9 protein-coding genes, 1 tRNA gene and 1 pseudogene are annotated in these 18489 nt (G+C 67.5%); 5 read left to right on the top strand and 6 right to left on the bottom strand.

Features of this window, described 5'->3' with window-relative positions:
• Positions 1-29: 29 nt before the first annotated feature.
• Positions 30-2168, bottom strand: coding sequence for a RecQ family ATP-dependent DNA helicase (locus tag ACFFN1_RS06535; protein ID WP_376839702.1), 2139 nt, complete (start codon positions 2166-2168; stop codon positions 30-32).
• Between the two features lie 1214 nt (positions 2169-3382).
• Positions 3383-4706, bottom strand: a pseudogene (locus tag ACFFN1_RS16865) (ISL3 family transposase).
• 730 nt (positions 4707-5436) lie between these two features.
• On the opposite strand from ACFFN1_RS16865, the gene ACFFN1_RS06550 reads away from it, so the two are divergent.
• Together ACFFN1_RS06550 and ACFFN1_RS06555 are read left to right on the top strand one after the other, a co-directional pair.
• Positions 5437-7164 carry an ABC transporter ATP-binding protein/permease gene (locus ACFFN1_RS06550; protein ID WP_376839707.1) on the top strand — a complete coding sequence of 576 codons (1728 nt, stop codon included), beginning with the start codon at positions 5437-5439 and terminating at the stop codon, positions 7162-7164.
• Complete coding sequence (locus ACFFN1_RS06555) at positions 7161-9068, top strand: ABC transporter ATP-binding protein (protein WP_376839708.1); 1908 nt, start codon at positions 7161-7163, stop codon at positions 9066-9068. Before ACFFN1_RS06550 ends, ACFFN1_RS06555 begins: the two co-directional genes overlap by 4 nt.
• A 135-nt stretch (positions 9069-9203) precedes the next feature.
• Here ACFFN1_RS06555 and ACFFN1_RS06560 read toward each other — a convergent pair whose 3' ends face one another.
• Positions 9204-13733, bottom strand: a complete 4530-nt coding sequence (locus ACFFN1_RS06560; RefSeq protein WP_376839710.1) for a PDDEXK-like endonuclease domain-containing protein — start codon at positions 13731-13733, stop codon at positions 9204-9206.
• A gap of 131 nt (positions 13734-13864) precedes the next feature.
• Here ACFFN1_RS06560 and ACFFN1_RS06565 point away from each other — a divergent pair.
• Positions 13865-13937, top strand: a tRNA-Arg gene (locus tag ACFFN1_RS06565).
• A gap of 228 nt (positions 13938-14165) precedes the next feature.
• Positions 14166-14618, top strand: coding sequence for a DUF805 domain-containing protein (locus ACFFN1_RS06570; protein WP_376839712.1), 453 nt, complete (start codon positions 14166-14168; stop codon positions 14616-14618).
• A 142-nt stretch (positions 14619-14760) separates the two neighbouring features.
• Here the strand turns inward: ACFFN1_RS06570 and ppk2 are convergent, their stop codons facing one another.
• Together ppk2 and ACFFN1_RS06580 are read right to left on the bottom strand one after the other, a co-directional pair.
• On the bottom strand, positions 14761-15663 hold the full coding sequence (gene ppk2 / locus ACFFN1_RS06575; RefSeq protein WP_376839714.1) for a polyphosphate kinase 2: 903 nt from the start codon (positions 15661-15663) through the stop codon (positions 14761-14763).
• 118 nt (positions 15664-15781) lie between these two features.
• A complete protein-coding gene (locus ACFFN1_RS06580) occupies positions 15782-16798 on the bottom strand; it encodes a universal stress protein (RefSeq protein WP_376839715.1) in 1017 nt (338 codons plus the stop codon).
• Positions 16799-17119: 321 nt separating this feature from the next.
• Between ACFFN1_RS06580 and ACFFN1_RS06585 the strand changes: the two genes are divergently transcribed.
• Positions 17120-17383: a GlsB/YeaQ/YmgE family stress response membrane protein gene (locus tag ACFFN1_RS06585; protein WP_376839717.1), complete on the top strand. Its 264-nt coding sequence runs from the start codon at positions 17120-17122 to the stop codon at positions 17381-17383.
• Between the two features lie 121 nt (positions 17384-17504).
• Here ACFFN1_RS06585 and ACFFN1_RS06590 read toward each other — a convergent pair whose 3' ends face one another.
• Positions 17505-18008, bottom strand: coding sequence for an HNH endonuclease (locus ACFFN1_RS06590; protein ID WP_376839719.1), 504 nt, complete (start codon positions 18006-18008; stop codon positions 17505-17507).
• Between the last annotated feature and the right edge of the window lie 481 nt (positions 18009-18489).

Below are 18489 nucleotides of genomic sequence, written 5' to 3' on the forward strand. Positions count from 1 at the left end.
CAGCCTGGGCCCACCGGCTCCCACAGCGCTCAGGCCTGCTGGGCGGCAGCGAAGGGCAGCACCGCGGCAGCGCCTGCCTGCAGGAGTTCGCGGGCAAGCACCGTCATCGTCCACCGGGAGACGACGAGCGCATCGACAAGCAGCACCGCCCGGCCCTTAACGGCAGCCGCCTGCTCTGCGCTGAGCCGGTAGGCGCCAGCGAGGTTCTTGACGCGGAAGGCGGAGTTGACGTCCGGGCTGCCGGGATCGGCGAGCATCTCGAAAGCGCCCAGATCCTGCATCTGCCCCACCGCGGCCAGCCCGGCGGCCAGGGAGCGGGTGAAGACCGGCCGCAGTGTGTTCGGCACCGAGATCACCGCCTCGGGACGGGTGGGCCAGTCCCAGTCGGCGAGCACCCGCACTGCCGCCTGGCCGATCGCCTTGGGCACCGGAGCGTCCTCGGCTCCAACAGCGAAGGCTGCGGCCAGCTGCTGGCCGATCCCCAGATCGGTCAGGCGGGCGATGACCCGGCCTTCGGCTGGCCGCTGAGCGGGCGGGATCGTGCCGCGCAGGTCGATGCCGAGGCGTGCGAGGCCGCTCGGCCATTGGGCGCGTGGGGCGACCGGCAGGCCGACGGCGGCGAGCTGACTGCCGGCTGTCTGCAGTCCGGCAGCGCTGATCTCGGTGGCGAACCAGGTGCCGGCGCAGGTGTCACAGCGGCCGCAGTCAGCGGTCGTCTCATCATCGAGCTGGCCGGTGAGATACCGCATCCGGCACAGCTGCGTCGTCTCATACTCCCGCATCGCGTCGGCCTCACGTGTGCGCGTGGCAGCGACTGCGGCGTAGCGCTGGGCGTCGTAGGTCCAGCCGGCCCCGGTGGTGACGAATCCGCCGCGCACGCGGTCGACGGCGCCGTCGACCTGCAGGATCTTGAGCAGCAGCTCGAGCCGGCTGCGCTTCTCCCCCACCACGGTCTCGAGCGCCGGGATCGACATCGGCTCGTCTGGTCCGAGGGCGGCGAGCACCGTGGCGGCGGTCTCCTCGTCGGGCATCGTTGCGGTGGCGAAGTACTCCCAGATCCGTTCGTCCTCCGGCCCGGGCATGAGCAGCACATCAGCTGAATCGGTTGCGCGCCCGGCGCGGCCGACCTGCTGGTAGTACGCCACTGGTGAGGACGGGGCGCCGAAGTGGATGACGAAGCCCAGATCCGGTTTGTCGAAGCCCATCCCCAGCGCCGAGGTTGCCACGAGCGCCTTGACCTCGTTGGCTTTGAGCGCAGCCTCCATGCCGGCCCGCTCATCGGCGTCCGAGGCGCCGGTATAGGCGGCGACATTCCAGCCGGCCTGGCTCAGCGCCCGCGCGACATCCTGTGCCGCGGCGACGGTGAGCATGTAGATGATGCCCGAACCGGTGAAATCGCCCAGATGCTCGCTCAGCCAGGCGAGGCGGCGGGCCGGCTCGGCCTTCTCCATCACGCCCAGGCGCAGGGAGTCGCGGGCGAGCTGTCCGCGGATGACGAGCGCATCCTGGCCGAGCTGTTCGGCGACATCAGCGACGACCCGCGAGTTCGCGGTCGCTGTCGTCGCCAGCACCGGGATCGTTTCGGGCAGCTCCGCGAGGATCGCGCCGATGCGCCGGTAGTCGGGCCGGAAGTCGTGTCCCCAGTCGGAGATGCAGTGGGCTTCGTCGATGACGATCATCCCCAGATCGGCCATGAGCCCGGGCAGCACCTCGCTGCGGAAGGAGGGATTGGCCAGTCGTTCGGGCGAGATGAGCAGCACGTCCACGGTGCCGGCGGCCAGTTCGGCACGCACCTGGTCCCACGCCTCGGCGTTGGCGGAGTTCATCGTCACCGCCCGCACTCCGGCGCGCTCAGCGGCAGCCACCTGGTCGCGCATAAGCGCCAGCAGCGGGGAGATGATGAGCGAGGGCCCGCGGCCGGCCGACCGCAGCAGAGTCGCGGCGACGAAGTAGACGGCAGACTTGCCCCAGCCGGTGCGCTGGACGACGAGCGCCCGGCGGCGGTCGGCGACCAGTGCTGAGATCGCCTCGAACTGGCCGGGGTGGAACTGCGCGTCAGCCCGGCCGGTGAGCTCGCGCAGCACCTCCAGGGCCGCTGCATGCAGCTGCGGGTCGGGTGCCGCCGCCGAGGCGGTCGCTGGCTGGGGTGCAGATGCGTCGGTGCTCATGTGGTCGAGTCTAGGACGCCCGCCCACCCACACCCGCTCATCAGCGGAGCCAACGACGATTTCTCGCAGACCGTCTATGCGTGCGAAGTCGGGGCGAACCACGCGGACGTGCAGCCAACGCAGCCAAAGGAGGATATGATCACTTAGATTGGGCGTCTCGCGCCCCGCATTATAGAAGGATCGAAATGCCCCCTCGTAATCCCCGTCGCCCAGTACATACTATTACCTCCACCTTCGTTCTAGGCCTGCTGCTAATAGCTTCACCGGCCTCGGTTCTTGAAGTTAATTCAAAGATCCCCGACAGAATCTTCATCCAGAGCGACGACCGACTCCGAACTATTAGTCAGAATGACGGCATTACGCCATTCAGTACCGACGCTGTGACTTCGAGCCCGCACGGCGCGCGAGATCTTAATCGCGACTCTAAACTCGGGGCTGAACTGGACACCGAAAGCGGCGTAGTGCAAATTTCAACCAGCGAGAAAATTCAATCGCAACGGATGGTGAAGTCGAAGAGCTTTCTGGTAGGAGAAGACCGCAATGGCCTTGGCCATATACGCGCTTTCAAAAATAACGGCGACATCCAACTCGGAGCTATATTGCCAGCCCCGATGCCGACCGCGGAAATCTCTTACGACGTCGACGTTTCTGGAGGCGGAAGGTAGTGACAGACGGTAAAGCCGCAGTCGTCATTGCTCCAGATGGTCAAATGGTTGGCGGATTTGATACCGCGTGGGCACGCGATTCCCGAGGGCGACCTGTCGACACAGAATATGTCGTTCGCGGGCGCACACTTGTCCAGAAAGTCCATTTAAGCGACGAGTCGATTGCATACCCCGTCACTACCGATCCTCTGTTTAAAAGAGGCATGATCCGTCGAGTAAACCATGAAAAATGGAAGCGGGGAGCCTGGGTGGTGCAAGTTGAGGTCACCGGCGCCGCCAGGCTAATGAGGGCTTACAATTGGCGACAAGCCGCAACTCTAGGTTACGCGGATCTTGTTGATCATTATCCACGCTCAATGAAAAAGGCAACTATGCGCCAGCAATGGGACTGCCACATCCTCGGCCTCTACGGCACGTTCAAGATTGACCTTGAGGGATATAGGAAAAGCAAGCCAAATTGGGCTAGAACTGAGATCTGCAAATCCGTAAAATTGGCGTATAAGAAAAAGAAGGCCTCAGCAGTAGCGAGGGCTTGCAATTGGTGGCTCTTCAGAGTTGAGTGTGGGGTGAGGCGTCCAGACCCCCGCCGATGAGGAGCATTCGTAGCTGGTAGTGCTCGAAGTTGCGGAACCTGCGAGCGATCCGCCTGCCGAGCTCGATGAGCCCGTTGACCGCTTCGGTGCCGCCGTTGCTGGCAGCACTGGTATCGAAGTACGCCAGGATTGTCGTCTTCCACTTCCGCAGCGTTCTGCCCAGTCTGGCGATCTCCGGGATCGGGTATGTCGGCAAGGCCTCGATCACGCGGGTGGCCAGCCTGCGCCCTTGCGCGTGAGTGTCTTGGTGGAACATGTCACGGACGTCCTGGGCGCACTGGTAGGCGACTTCGACACTGATGTGGTCCTCGTGCGCAGCGAACGCCGCTTCGAGTCTCGTACGCTGCCGGTCGGTGAGGCGTTCTCGGCCGGCCCGTAGAAGGTTGCGGATGCCGTAGAGCGGATCGCCCTTCCGGCCCCGGTGCCTGAGTGTCTGCTGCTGGACGCGCCTGCGGACGTCATCGACGGCGCTGGTGGCGAGCTTGACGATGTGAAAAGCATCGAGCACACAGGTGGCGTCGAGTTGGTCATCGATCGTGTTCTTGTATCCCTGGAACGGGTCCAGCGTCGCAACCTGCACACCGTTGCGGAAGCTGGGCCCGCGTGCGGCGAGCCAGTCCTTGTACACCGTTGCTGAGCGTCCCGGGACGAGATCCAGCAGACGTGCCGTCGGGTGCTGGTGGCAGGAGAGACCGACCATGCCGGTGAGTTCCTTTCGGCCCTCGCCGGCGGGGGTCCGTGTGGTGCCAGACGTGCTCGTCGACGCCCAGGACTTCGACGCCGTCGAACCGTGCCGGATCGTCAGCGGCGGTGTTGAGCACTGGCCGGATCTGGGACCACAGGGTGTTCCAGGTCGTGCCCAGCTGGCGGGCCAGTCCCTGGATAGAGGCGTTCTCATACCGCAGCTGACGGATCGCCCACCGGACCGCGCGGGTTGTCAGCAGGGCGCGTGGTGCGGCGACCTGCGGGTTCTGCTCGGTGAAGGTCACGACCGGGCAGGCGGACTCGCGGCAGATCCAGCGGTGCTTGCGCCATCGCAGGCGGGCAGGACGTCCAGCGGATGGGGCGTCGACCAGGGTCACAGTGACGCGTCCGTGGCCGGTCGGGATGACGCCGCATCCGGGGCAGCCGGTCAGCGGGTCGCAGGCCTCGATGTCGAGGACGACGGCGGTGTCGGTGACCTCGGCGTGGATGAGGTGGAAGTCAGGCAATCCGAGCAGGACGTCACACCTGGCACAGCGATCCAGAGCAACAGCGCAGGGACACGTAGGATTAGGCACTGTCGAGGTCCTTGAGATCAGCAGGGGGGGTTAAAGTCCACACATCATCAGGGACCTCGATACTTATCCCCAGCACCCCTGCCCGACCGGCATGCCCACACTCAACTCTGAAGAGCCCAATTGGTAGGCCGCTTCTTCTGGGTCTGCATCAGCCCTGTTGCTGCCCTGCTCGCAGTTGTCTTCTTCACCGCTTTCTGTTTCGATGCTCGCGCGCTTCCGGCGCAGTTGCTTGAGGCTGCCGCGTTCCCGTACGTCTTCTGGTCCGTGATCTCGGTCGGTTGTTCACTCATGGTGGTTTGGCTGGTGCCGCGATTCTTCGCTTCGGCCCCGAGCGCACGATGGTGCGGGTTCGGCTTTCTGCTCTGCACTGGAGTCGCGATGACCTTGTCGCCGGTCTTCTCACTGCCGTGGACCCTACTGATAGACGATGGAGGATTCGAACCGTCAACTGTGGATGCCGTGATTTCGGGGATGTGGGCGCCTGGAATCGGTGCAGTCGGTCTGGCTCTGCTTCTTGGCCTGTGGCGGGGCCGCCGGAGCAGTATCGAGCCTCACCGCACTGATGGTGCTTGACCGTGGTTCTTCGTCCGCGCAGCTCTGACACCCCGCTGACGGTCTGAGAACCCGGGGGCGGGTTCAAGATGTTGCGACGGCCAGTGGAATCCGCCGGGCCCGCTCCACTCCGTATGATGGTCAGCGAAACCATCCCCGTCCCCTGACAGGAGGCCCTGTGGCTGCGCATCCGCATGGTCATCCCGGTGCCGCGAGCACTCAGCAGTCCCCGCTGCACCCGCAGCTGCGGCGTGCTGTTCCGGGCTGGGTGCTGGCCGCCTCGACAATCGCGGCATGGGCGCAGACGGGCGCGACTGCGTTCCTGTTCTTCAGCCTCGGTTCGGCCCTTGATGTGCTCAGCTACGGCGAGCGCCTCCTGCCGGCTGAGATCATCACCCTCATCCTCATCGCCGCAGCCGCTGCCATCTGGGCCACACTCGGCGCAGGCTTCTCCGCCTGGGCCGCCTCAGATGCCGAACGCCAGCTGCGTTCAGCCGCCCTCAGCAGCCTCTACCGCCTCGGCGCCGTCGACGTGCAGTCACGGGCCGGGTCCCTGCTGTCGCTGCTGACCGACGGAGTGCAGCGCACCGCGAACTACCGCGCGGTCTTCCTCGGCCCGATGATCGGGGCGCTGACGACCCCGCTGCTCGTCCTGGCGATCATGGCGCTCACCGTCTCCGGGAAGATCGCCGGGATCCTCGCTCTGCTGCTGCTCATCGTCCCGATCGTCATCGGCGCCTTCCGCCGCGCGGTACGCCCGATCGGCCGGTCCTACCGGATGACCCAAGGCCGGCTGACGGCAGCGTTCTTGGAGGCGATCCAGGCCCTCGACACGCTCGTCTACGCGCGCGCGGCCGGCCGGTCGGCTGCGGATCTGGCCCGCCGCGGTGAGGAGCACCGGTCGAGCATCATGCGGATGCTGGCGGGCAATCAGCTGCTCATCTTCGTCGTCGACGCCGCGTTCTCCCTCACCGTCGTCGTCGCGGCCGCCGTCCTGTCCGTCCAGGCCCTGTCCGCCGGGACGCTGAGCCTCGGCGGTGCGCTGGCGATCCTGCTCATGACCACGCTTGTCATCGGTCCGGTCGACATCATCGGCCGGTTCTTCTACATCGGCATCAGCGGCCGCGCCGCCCAGCGCAGCCTCAGCGACCATCTGAGTGCTGGCACCGCGCCCGAGGCGCCTGGCGCCTCGAGCACGAAACGTCCCCGCGGGGACGTCGAGACGGGGTCCGAGGAGACTGTCGGTGCGGCAATTTCGCTGCGAGATGTCGCCGCCGGCTGGCCGGGTGGCCCGCCGGTGCTCGCCGGGCTGAGCATCGACGTCGAACCCGGCGAGCACGTCGCGCTCATCGGACCCTCCGGGGCAGGGAAGTCGACGGTCGCCTCCCTCATCCAGGCACACCTCCTGCCGCGCTCCGGCCATGTAACGGTCGGCGGACTCGACACCCGGGACGCCGAGCCCGAGGCGGTGCGAGAACAGCTGGCCGTCGTCGAACAGCAGACGTTCCTGTTCATGGGCACGATCGAGGACAACCTGCGCATTGCCGCGCCTGAGGCCGATGACGATCAGCTGTGGGATGCGCTGGAGACCGCCGGACTGGCGGCCGATGTGCGGCAGATGCCCGCCGGGCTGGCGACCCCGGTCGGTGAGCACGGCCGGCTGCTCTCCGGTGGTCAGGCCCAACGGCTGGCGATCGCCCGCGCGGCCCTGCGCGATGCCCCGATCCTCATCCTCGACGAACCGACCAGCCAGGTCGACCTCGCCGGCGAAGCCGAGATCCTCCAGGCGCTGCGGCGGCTGGCTGCGAAGCGCACGGTCCTCATGATCGCTCACCGGCCGCTGGCGGTGCTCGGCGCCGACCGGGTCATCGACCTGCGTGAGGCCACCGGGAAGGCGGTGTCATGACGTCTCGCACGGCGAGCCGCCGAGAGCTCACCGGCTGGCTCATCAACCACACCCGCGGGCTGCTCAGCCCGCTCGTCTTCGCCGTCATCGCCCGGGTGCTCGGACAGCTGCTCGGCGTAGCCCTCTTCGTCCTCGCAGCGCACCTGCTCATCCAGGCCGCTGATCTGCACGTCTTCGGTCTGCAGTCTGCCGGGCAGCAGCCGGCCGAGCAGGTTCGGATCAGAACTGCGATCGCATGGCTGGCCGGCATCGCGATCGCCAAAGCCCTGCTGCGCTACGCCGAGCACTATGCCGGCCACTATGTCGCCTTCACCTCCCTGCAGCGGCTGCGCGATGCCTTCTTTCAGCGCCTCATCCCGCAGGCGCCGGCGGCCACACAGGGCCGGGCAGGAGCAGAGCTCACCAGCCGGGCCACCTCGGACATCGACCGCATCGAAGTGTTCTTCGCCCACACACTGCCGCCGGCGGTCTCGGCCGTCGCAGTGCCGGTGCTGGCGCTCATCTGGCTGGCAGTCACTGTGAGCCCGGCTCTCGCGCTGGCCCTTGCGGTAACAGTGGCTGCACTGCTGGTGCTGCCCGTGGCGACCCGGCGCGGCGCCGTCGACTCAGCCGCTGCGCTCGCCCGCGTGCGCGGGGACATCGCTGAGCGCCTCGGCGATGATGTGCAGGGCATCCGCGAAGTGCTCGGTTTCGGCATCGAGTCCCAGCGGCTGGCCGGGCTTGCCGAAATCGACAGCACGCGTGGCGCGGCGGCCTCCCGGGTGGGTGCCAGCCAGGCGATCCGAGGGGGGCTGTCGGCGCTGCTGCAGGGCGGCGGGCTCATCGCTGTCGTCCTCGTCGGCGCTGCCACAGACGCCAGGGCGGCTGCGATCATGACGGCGCTGGCCGTCGGCGTCGCGCTCATCGGTCCTGCCCGCGGTTTCGAGGACTACATCACCGGGCTCGACAACGCCTTCGCTGCCACCGCCCGCATCCGCGAGATCATGGACGCTGCCCCGACGGTCACCGATCCCGACCCTGCCGCGGAACCAGCCACCACCTCGGAACCGGCCACCGCCTCGGGCGCGGATGTCGTCTTCGATGCCGTCACCTTCAGCTATGCGCCCGACTCCGAGCACCGTGCGCTCAGCGATATCAGCCTGCACGCCAGCGCCGGCTCGTGGACTCATATCGTCGGGGTCTCCGGCAGCGGCAAGTCGACTCTCGCCGGTCTGCTGCTGCGCGGCTGGGACCCGGTTGCAGGCAGTGTCCGGCTCGGCGGCCGTAAGGTGCGTGAGCTTCCGCTCGATGAGCTGCGCTCACGCATCAGCCTCGCCCCGCAGCGGCCGACAACCCTCAACGGCACCCTGCGGCAGAACCTCACGCTCGCCGCGCCGAAGGCCACCGACGAACAGATCGCTGCAGCGCTGACCGTGGCCGGCTTAGCCGATTGGGGCGAACGCCTCGATGAGCGGATCGGCCCGCGCGGGCTGAGCATCTCCGGCGGACAGCTGCAGCGCCTCTCTCTGGCCCGAGCGCTCCTGCCTGAACCACAGGTCCTCATCATCGACGAGGGGCTCAGCCAGCTCGACGCGGACACCGCTGCCGAGGTTCGGCAGCGACTGCAGGAGCTGCCGGATCTGACGATCATCGAGATCACTCACCGCGCTGATCTCATCCCAGCCGAGGCGCCCGTCTGGGTGCTCGATCTCGGGCAGGTCGTCGAGCACGGCACCGCTGGGCAGCTGCGCGCGGGCACGGGGCCCTTCAGCCGGCTGGTCGCGCGGATGACCTCGGCTCAGCTGTCCGACTCGTCCTCGTCTGCGCGGTCTGTGTCGGCGCGGTCGGCGTCGTCGGCCGCATCTGCCGCCGGGCGCGAGGCCTACGCCGGCCGACGGACGAGCCGCGACTTCGGCGCCCAATGAGGAGGCCGTTCGGCCAGCAGGTGCTCATCACCGCTCGTCTCCGCTGATGTCGGAGCGGACGATGCTGATTCGTTGCGCAACGTGCGGCGGTAGGCTTCGATGAGCGCCTGCACCCGCGGGTCCTTCGCCACCGGCTCAGGACTTCCCATCGTCGGTGGCGCTGTCGTCACCGGCGTCGCTGTCATCAGCAGTGTCGCCGTCGGTGCTGTCCTCGCCGGTGCTGTCGGCATCAGCGTCCGCTTCAGCGTCCGCGCCCGAGGCGGTGGGCGCCTCGGCGTTGTCAGCCTCGGCTTCCGGCTCGGTCTCGGTCGCTGCGGTGTCGACATTGTCGTCATCACTGCCGTCGCTGCCGCTGCTGATGAGACCGGCATCAAGGAGCTGCTGTTCGCGCAGCTTGCCGGTGTCGTACTGCGGCATGACGGCGGCCTGATCCGGGCCTGCATGGGAGGCCGGCACGAAGACGTCCTCTTCGCGCTGGGAGGCTCCAGCATGGCTGGACTTGCGCTCATTCACTCGGCGGCGGCAGCGCTGCACCGCCTCCGACAGAATGCTCTCGGCCCGGCTCGCGCGGCTCTTGACGGCCAGCGCTTCACGCAGCTGGTCCTTGAGCGCACTGTCGCTGCGCGAGACACCATCGGACTGGATCCAGTCGAGCATCGCGTCGAGGTCGTCAGCCTCATAGGTGTAGATCGGCAGGCCGGGGGGCACGCGCGGGCGGTTGCCCTGCCGTCCCACCACAACGGCGGCGGCGCGGGCAGCGTTGAGAACCGCCTGCGGAGAGAGCTGTTCGACCGTGTCCTTCCAGACCTCGAAGATCCGTTCGGCTTCGCTCTGTGGGTCGACGAAGGCATCGGTCGTCCAGACGCGCAGGGAGCGCCAGCCGTGGCGGGTGAGCGCCTCGGGGCGGAGGCGTTCGCGTTCGCGGATGCTCATGCGGTTGGCGTAGGCGACACCATCCGATTCGACCGCAACAGCCATGCCGTCATCGCCGTCAGCTGAGACAGACACAGCCAGGTCGATGCCGTTGTATCCGGCATGCGGTTCGACACCCATCCGGATGAGGCGTTCGGCCAGATCGTCAATGACGGGAGCGACATCGTCGTAGTGCGACAGCGCCAGCACCGTCTCTGCCGATCCGGTGTTCTCCTCGGCTTCAGCATCGCCGGCAGTCTCAGCATCGCCGGCAGTCTCAGCATCCCCGGCATCCGCAGCCTCCGCGGCACTGTCCGTAACATCTGCAGAGGCCGAGGCATCCGCACGGCCGGAGGCGAGCGCCTCGGCTTCGGTGCCTGCCGCCTCGGGAGCGGTGTTCTCGCGGGTCTTCGGGCTCAGCCCTCCTGCCGCCACAGCGGCCAGGAGGTCCGGCAGCAGGGTGGCGCCGTGGCGCAGCCGGGCGGGATCGAAGTCGTCGGATTCGAAGCAGGAGACGAGCGTGAGCTTGCGGCGGGCGCGGGTGACGGCTGCCGCGAGCAGCTTCTCGCCGCCGGGTTCGGAGAGCGCACCGAAGTTGCAGATGACGCGGCCCTGGCGGGTGCGGCCGTAGCCCAGGGAGAAGATCACCGCATCGCGGGCCATGCCCTGAATCTGCTTGCAGTCGGTGACGACGAAGGGCTCCTTCGAGCTGTCGGAGAAGAAGGCGGCGACATACGGGTACTGGCGGATCGCCTGCTGGATGCCGGCGGCCACCCGCTTGGCATGCCACGGCGTCAGAGTGATGACGGCCAGCGACTGGCGGGCGTTCGTGCGCGCGTGCTTGATGACGAGGTCGACAACCCGCTGCACTTCGACATCGAGGCTCTCGACCTGTCCGGTGGCGGTGTCCGGGGAGCCGAAGGCATCAGGCACATAGGCGAATTCGAGGCCGGTGCCCTCATTCGTGTGCGCGCTCGGCAGGCCGACGATCGTGCCGTCGTAGAACTGTTCGTTGACGAGCCCGAGGAGGCCGGCCGGGGCCAGCCGGTAACTGGTGTGGAGTCGGCGGGTGGGCAGGAAGGCGCTGAGCTCGGCGAGCACGCTCGGGGTGCCGGCGCCGTTGGGCGTCGAACGGCGGTCGACGGCGACGCTGAAGTCGCGCGGCCCGAGCAGCCGGTCATCGCCCATCGCGATCACCTGCTTGGCCCGTGCGATCGCCGGGAGCACCTCGGGCACGGCCATCCGGCCGGCATCAGCGAGGATGACGGTGTCGAACAGCGGCAGATCAGCGAAGTACTGCGGCACATCGAAGGGGCTCATGAGCCACACCGGGGCGAGCGAGCTGAGCACATCCGGGGCGGACTGGCTCAGCGGCTCGACGCGGAACTGCCGGGAGCGCAGCGCAGTGCGCAGCGCCTGGGCCTGCTGGGCGTGCTCGCCGATCGCATGCTTCCAGCCCTGGGCGTGCGACCACTGCAGGCGCTGGGCGCCGGCAGCCACGTACTGGCGGTCGCAGATCCGGAACTCGGCAGCCGTGCGGCGCATCCGCGCGGAGTCGTGCTGACCGATCTGCGGGTCCTCCGCAGCCAGGCGCTGCAGCACGGTCGCCCAGTAGGCGAGGTCGAACTCCTCGCCGACGAGTTCGTGATCGACGCGGCGCTCCCGCAGGTCGTCGATGAGCGCGGCGAGCCCGTCGCGGCGCAGCTCGGAGTCGAGGTGGGTGCGCGCAGGCAGATCCGCGAGCGCCTCCTTGTCCTCGCCCATCGCCTGCAGGCGGGCATGCAGCTCCTCGACGAGCATTCCGGCCAGATCGCCGCCATCCGGGGTGTCGTCCATGACCGGGGAGAGCTTGTCGAGGTCGGCGATGACCTCCTGGTACTTCTCATCTGCCTCGAGCAGGCCGCGCGGCACCTTGAGGCGGGTGCGACCGCCGGCCAGATCCTTGAGCGCGGCGCGTTCATCGCGGGCGGCGATGAGTGCGGCGTGCAGGTCGTCGATGTGGGCGCCGGGACGCAGGAATTCGCGGGCGGCCCTCTTCAGCCGGCGGCGCTCCATCATGCCCATCGGGTTGTCGTGTTCGGCGCGGTAGTCGCTCGAGCCGGTCGCGGCGATGAGCTCGCTGAGGTTGTGCTCGTAGACATCGGGCGAGAACTTGTCGAGGGTGCGGCGCACGCCCAGCAGCACCTTGAGCGCCTGACCCCAGCCGGCGACGGTGCGTTCGGGGTTGAGGCCGGCATCGCGCAGCACCGGCTCGCACAGCTCGGTCAGCTCCGGGATCTTCGCGGCCACCCGTTCGGCCACACCGCGGGCGGCCTCAGCATCGGTATCGGAGTTGAAGCGGGCGCCGAACCACACAGTGTCCTCGACATCGAGGGTGAAGGCTCCCAATGTCGAGAGGCGCAGCAGCTTCTCGCGCAGCGCACTGCGGTAGCTGGGCTCGGCGGCCATGATGTCATCGCCGAAGCGCACCGAGGTGGTGGGGCCGGGCTGCTGGGCGGTGAGCCGGGCCAGATGCTGCATCGTCTGGTGGACGGAGACGTTCCACGGCTGGCGGATGCGGTGCAGGGAGTCGGTGTGCTGTGCGAGGACCTCGCGGTGCTCGTTGAGCTGCTGCAGCAGGGTCGCCAGCGCGGGCCGCTCGGCCTTCTCCGCCTGGGCGATGAGGCGGATGAGCTGACGGTGGATCGACCGTGCCGAGTCACGGCCGTCGATGGCCAGATCCGGCAGTCCGGCCGCTTCCATCCGGGCGGCGAAGTCATCGAGGGCATCGGAGTTCTGCGCCACGTAGAGCACGCTGCGCCCGGTGTGCGCGAGCGTCGTGGCGATCGCGGTGGCCAGCTGGGTCGCGCCGGTCCCCGGCGGCGTGTCGACGACAAGCGACTGGCCGGCGACGACGGCATCGACGACGGCCTGCTGGTCGCCGTCGACGTCGATGGCGAGGAACTCCTCCTGCGGCCGGCGGTCCGGCAGCGGCACCGGGCCCGAGGTGTCGGTCGCCTCGGCAGCGGCGGTGGCCGTCGCCTCGGGCAGGGCGCTCGTCTCTCCGGCCAGAGCACGGAGGATCGGATGGGCCTCCGGCAGGTTCTCGCCGCTGAAGGGGCTGGCGATATTGGCGAAGGTCGAGACGATGAGGCGCTGGTTGACGAGCAGTCCGGGCACGCCGCGCGAGACCTCGCGCAGCCGCTCGACGACGGGGTTGGGGTCGAAGCCGTGGCTGTATCCGGTGGCGGCGATCCACTCATCGACGTCGATGGTGATGTCGTGTTCGCGTGCGAGGAAGTCGACGAGTGCCGGGTTGATGGTGATGCTCTCGTCGAGGATGATCTCGTAGTCCTCAACGCGGGAGCCGCGCGGCACGAGGCGGACGTGGCGCAGCATGACGGGGGCGGCGTAGTCGAGGCGGGATCCGGTCTCACTCTCCTCGCTCCAGCTGGCGAAGCCGATCGCCAGATGCGCGGTGTTGATGCCGCGCTCACTCGCCAGCTGCTCGGCCTTCTGTCGGATCGAGCGGGCCCGGCGCCGGGCGTCGGAGAGCTGGTCGTGGTCGCGGATCAGGCTGGACAGACGGGTGGGCCGTCCTGCCAGCAGCTGTGCCAAGCCCGAAGGATGCGCACCGGTCAGCTCGATGGAGCCGTCGCGGGAGTCCCGATACTGCAGCATGGTGTCGCGCCCGCCGATCTTGGCAGCGCGAGCCTTCCACGCGGCAAAGGCTTCGCCGACTGTGGACTGTGTTGCTTGTTCGGTTGATGACACATATCGAGCCTAACCACTCGGCAGGCGATTGTTGCGCTGGCGCACCGGGGAACCGTGATTTTCCGCCGCGCTGGTACACTGGGCTGGTTGCTCAGCCGCGGCCGGACGCGAGGCCGCGAGCCGGGTTCTCAGCCCCCGTAGCTCAGGGGATAGAGCACCGCTCTCCTAAAGCGGGTGTCGCAGGTTCGAATCCTGCCGGGGGCGCACACTCTGACCAGGGAAACCGCGGACACGGCGCGGTTGCTCTCGGCAGCGCCCTCGCCCGCGCCAACGGGAATGCATCATGGGTTCCTCACACGTGCACACTGAACCCAACCCGGTGACGTCCATCACATTTGAAGCAGGCGGCGGATACCCGCACTGCCCGCGGCCTCACCGCTGGACTACAGTGGAGGTGTTCAGTCCCGGCACACCTGATGCAAAGGAATCCCCATGTCAGTCTTCCAGGCCCCTCCGGGTATGCACACCCCGATGTACGGTGTCGACTTCAGCGTCGGCCTCGTGCGCATGGTGCGCAAGGCCCTCGTCTTTGTCGGCCGCGCCAGCCGCAGCGAATACTGGTGGGGACTGCTCGGCCTCATCATCGCCGATGTCGCGATCTCCATCGCCAAAGGCCTCATCCTCGGCCCGGCGACCCTCATGTCCGGCGCCTTCGGCTCCAACCTGTTCATCGGGTTCAGCGATCTGGCGACGGTTCCGCTGGAACTGCTGAGCCTGCTGCTCTGCATCCCGCAGCTCTCGCTGAGCTTCCGCCGCCTGCATGACGCCAACACGACCGGCTGGCTCGGACTGCTCATCCTCGTCCCCGGTCTGGGCTGGATCGCCTCCCTCATCTTCGGGTTCCTGCCGACCACGGAGAACGAGCGCTTCGAGAACTCCGTCTGATTCCCCGCTCGCTGACGAACAGCCGCCGCATCGATCGATGCGGCGGCTGTTCTCGTCTCAGGAGGCGACTCTGCCGAAACTGCCGGAAGGGCGAACCCCGCCCCGGGCCCGAGGTGTCCCGCCCCGGGCCCGTGGCCTCGGCTCAGTCGTCGACGGCGTCGCGTCCGCGGCGGACGATGTTGGGATCGGCTTCGTAGACGACCGAGGTGTCCTTGCCGGCGTAGTCGAACTGGTTGAGGTAGTAGCGCATCGCGTTGAGGCGGGCGCGCTTCTTGTCATTGGACTTGATGGTGATCCACGGAGCGTGGTCGGTGTCCGTGCGGCGGAAGGTCTCCTCCTTCGCCTTCGTGTAGTCTTCCCAGCGGTCGAGGGACTCCAGGTCCATCGGTGAGAGCTTCCACTGCCGGACCGGGTCGATCTGGCGGATGGCGAACCGGGTGCGCTGTTCGGACTGGGTGACGGAGAACCAGAACTTCGTGATGTGGATGCCGGAGTCGATGAGCATCTTCTCGAACATCGGCGCCTGCACCATGAACTCCTCGTACTGCTCATCGGTGCAGAAGCCCATGACGCGCTCGACATTGCCGCGGTTGTACCAGGAGCGGTCGAACATCACGATCTCGCCGTGGGTCGGCAGGTGCTGCACATAGCGCTGGAAGTACCACTGGCCCTGCTCGCGGTCGGAGGGCTTGTTGAGGGCCACCACACGTGCGGCACGCGGATTGAGGTGCTCGGTGAAGCGCTTGATCGTCCCGCCCTTGCCGGCTGCGTCGCGGCCTTCGAAGACGATGACGTGGCGCAGGTCGTTGTCCTGGCCCCAATACTGGAACTTCAGCAGCTCCACCTGGAGGCGGTACTTCTCCAGCTCGTACTCCTCGCGTCCCATCCGCTCGTCGTACGGATAGCCCTCACGCCAGGTTTCGACGGCTTTGCCCATCGGGTCGATGAGATCCGGGTCCGGGTTGTGTCCGTCGGCGACGGTGTAGCCCTCGGTGTTGAGACGGTCGATGTATTCACGGAGATTCTCACGCTGTGAAAGATGCACTGGTCAACCTTCTTCCTCTGCAGCTGATGTGGCGTCTGGGGATGCGGCACCGGCGCTCTGCGGATGCACAGCGCCGGCCGAGGCGGTCTCAGGCGGTGCCGGGCGGCCCCGCCTGCGGTCAGCGGGAGACCCGCACGACCATGGTCGGGCATTTGGCGTACGGCAGCACGGACTGCGAGGTCGAGCCGAGCAGCAGGCCGGCGAAGCCGCCGCGGCCGCGCGAGCCGATGACGAGGACGTCAGCGGTGTCCGAAGCGCGCACGAGCACTTCGGCCGGCTGGCCGTCGAACAGGGTCCAGCGCACGGTCAGCTCCGGGTGCTTCTCCCGCAGCGCCTCGCGGGCGTCGACGAGCGCGCCGGAGCTCTCGTCGATGAAGCGGCGCATATCACCGGTGCTCGGCAGCCACTCGGGTCCGACGACAGCGGTGATCGTCACGCCGATGATGTGCAGCGGCGTGCCGCGCTGCGCAGCCAGCGAGGCGGCCTCCCACAGGGCCGGGGAGTCCTTGCCGAGGGAGTCGACACCGACGACGACAGAGCCGGAGAAGTCCATGCCGGGCACGGTCTCCATCTCCGAATCGGTGTCGATGACGCCGTGTTCGTAGTGGCGGATCGGCCGGGAGGCGGTCTGCTTGGGTGAGCGCTCAGCATCGGCGCTCCAGCCGACGGGGATGACGACGGTCGGGCAGGCGGCGTGGGCCGGTAGCGCCGAGGAGACGGTGCCGAGCAGGCGTCCGGCGAAACCGCCTCGGCCGCGGGAGCCGACGACGGCCAGCGACGCAGCCTTGGACTCTTCGACGAGCACACCGGCGGCATCGCCGATCTCGATGACGGCCTCGACGGGGATGTCTGCGGCCTTGACCTCAGCGGCGGCCTCCTTGAGGGTCGCCGTCACCGAGGCGCGGATCGCCGTGTCATCGATCGGGACGTAGGAGACGTCGATGGTGGCAGCGGTGACGCTGGGGATCGTGTACGCGCCGACGAGGCGGATGGAACGGCCCAGCGACTTCGCTTCGCCGATCGCCCAGCGCAGGGCGTTGCGGCTGGCTTTGGAACCGTCGATGCCGACGAGAATCGCTTCCGGGTCGGCGACATCGGAAGTGGACGGGGACTGTGTGTTCGCGTCTTCGGTCATGGCAACTCCTAACAGCGGATTGTGACTTCCACAATACCGCCTCAGACCGCCTGTGGACCCGGCGGGGCACTAGCTTGGTCGGCCGGTTCTCGCGATGCGGTCGACAAGCGCCGCCTGCGCATCCGGAACGTGCCGCCAGGCAGCGGCTCGCATATGAGACTGGCAGCGGCGCGCTTGTGGGAACTGTCACCTGCTGCGTACCCCGGATCACCCCACGGGTGCAAGGCGCCTTGATAGCATCGAGTGGCAAGCGCAGGATCCGCTCAGGACCTGACCGGCTGATCCCTCAGCCGGGACGTAGCTTCCACGAAAGGACCGAATATGGGTTTCCTCGCATTTCTTCTTCTCGGCCTCATCGCCGGGGCCATTGCCAAGGCGATCCTGCCCGGCCGTCAGGGCGGAGGCTGGCTCGGCTCCCTCATCTGCGGTGTCATCGGCGCGATGCTCGGCGGGTGGATCGGCACGGCTCTCTTCGGCACGGGCGTCGACAAGTTCTTCTCGCTCAGCTCCTGGCTGCTGGCCGTCGGCGGCTCGCTCATCGTGCTCATCGTCTGGGGATTCATCTCCGGGCGCTCACGCGACTGACGGCACGCGCCGCGGTCTGACGGCCGGCGGCGCATAAGACGCCGTGCGAGAGGCGGTCTGCTCCATCCCGGAGCAGACCGCCTCTCGCATTCAGCACGAGCTCGCGCTCACGATGAGCTGCTCAGGCGGCAGTGGCGTAGGACAGGAACGGCCGCCACTGTTCGGCGGGGTTATCGAGTTCACGCAACCAGAACCGGCCAGTGCGCGGCGGTCCTGGCGTGAAGGACAGCGTCCAGCCCATCTCCTCCGGTGTGCGGTCACCCTTCTTGTTGTTGCACGCACGGCAGCAGGCGACGAGGTTCTGCCAGGTGTTGCCACCGCCTCGGGAGCGGGGCAGCACATGGTCGACGGTGTTGGCGTGTCCGCCGCAGTAGGCGCAGGTCGCATTGTCCCGGCGCAGCACCCCCCGGCGCGAGAGCGCCACCGAGGCGTTGGCGGGCGGGCGGACGTAGCGGGTGAGCAGAATGACCGAGGGCTGTTCAAGGGACAGCATCTCGCTGCGCACCTGCACGCATTCGTCTGCTGCGAGAACGGTTGCCTTCCCAGCGAGGACGAGGATGATCGCCCGTCTGAAGGACACGACGGACATCGGCTCGTAGCCGGCATTGAGCACCAGAGTCTTCACAGGTTCGCTCCTCTGCTGAGAACACACAAGGCGCTGCACGACTGTGCAACGCCTTGGAACTGGGAGATCTGCCGAGCAGGCACGGCAGGTATCGAGTCGACTATGGAGTCGACTATCGAATCGACGATGTCGAAGATGTCGACGGCGTCCACGCACTCCGGCAGCAGACCTGAGGCGGTCACGGTATGTGCCGTCGTCATGGCCTGGCTCCCTTCTCTGCTCGGTTGCGGTTTCGGCAGCTGACGGCCGCCGCGGCTGGACATCGTCCATTTCACTGCGCACTAGGGTAGCCGAGAGCGGCGGTTTTCGCCTCCGACGCGCACATCTTCAGCCCGTCGGTCGCTGAAATGTGGAGCAGAGTTCACCATCGTTCACCGGCGGTTCGCCGGAGCACAGCCGCCGCGCATGGGAGGCGGCACACGCGCATCGCGGCGTCACGTTCGCCCCGGGGCCCGGAATGCCGAACGCCCGCCGGCTGCCA

Source organism: Brevibacterium otitidis, from assembly GCF_042429315.1.
GTDB lineage: Bacteria > Actinomycetota > Actinomycetes > Actinomycetales > Brevibacteriaceae > Brevibacterium > Brevibacterium otitidis.

Excerpts from the sequence above, each read along its gene's own strand:
- ACFFN1_RS06535 (WP_376839702.1), bottom strand. The coding sequence starts at position 2,168 with ATGAGCACCGACGCATCTGCACCCCAGCCAGCGACCGCCTCGGCGGCG.
- ACFFN1_RS06555 (WP_376839708.1), top strand. The coding sequence starts at position 7,161 with ATGACGTCTCGCACGGCGAGCCGCCGAGAGCTCACCGGCTGGCTCATC.
- ACFFN1_RS06570 (WP_376839712.1), top strand. The coding sequence starts at position 14,166 with ATGTCAGTCTTCCAGGCCCCTCCGGGTATGCACACCCCGATGTACGGT.
- ACFFN1_RS06580 (WP_376839715.1), bottom strand. The coding sequence starts at position 16,798 with ATGACCGAAGACGCGAACACACAGTCCCCGTCCACTTCCGATGTCGCC.
- ACFFN1_RS06585 (WP_376839717.1), top strand. The coding sequence starts at position 17,120 with ATGGGTTTCCTCGCATTTCTTCTTCTCGGCCTCATCGCCGGGGCCATT.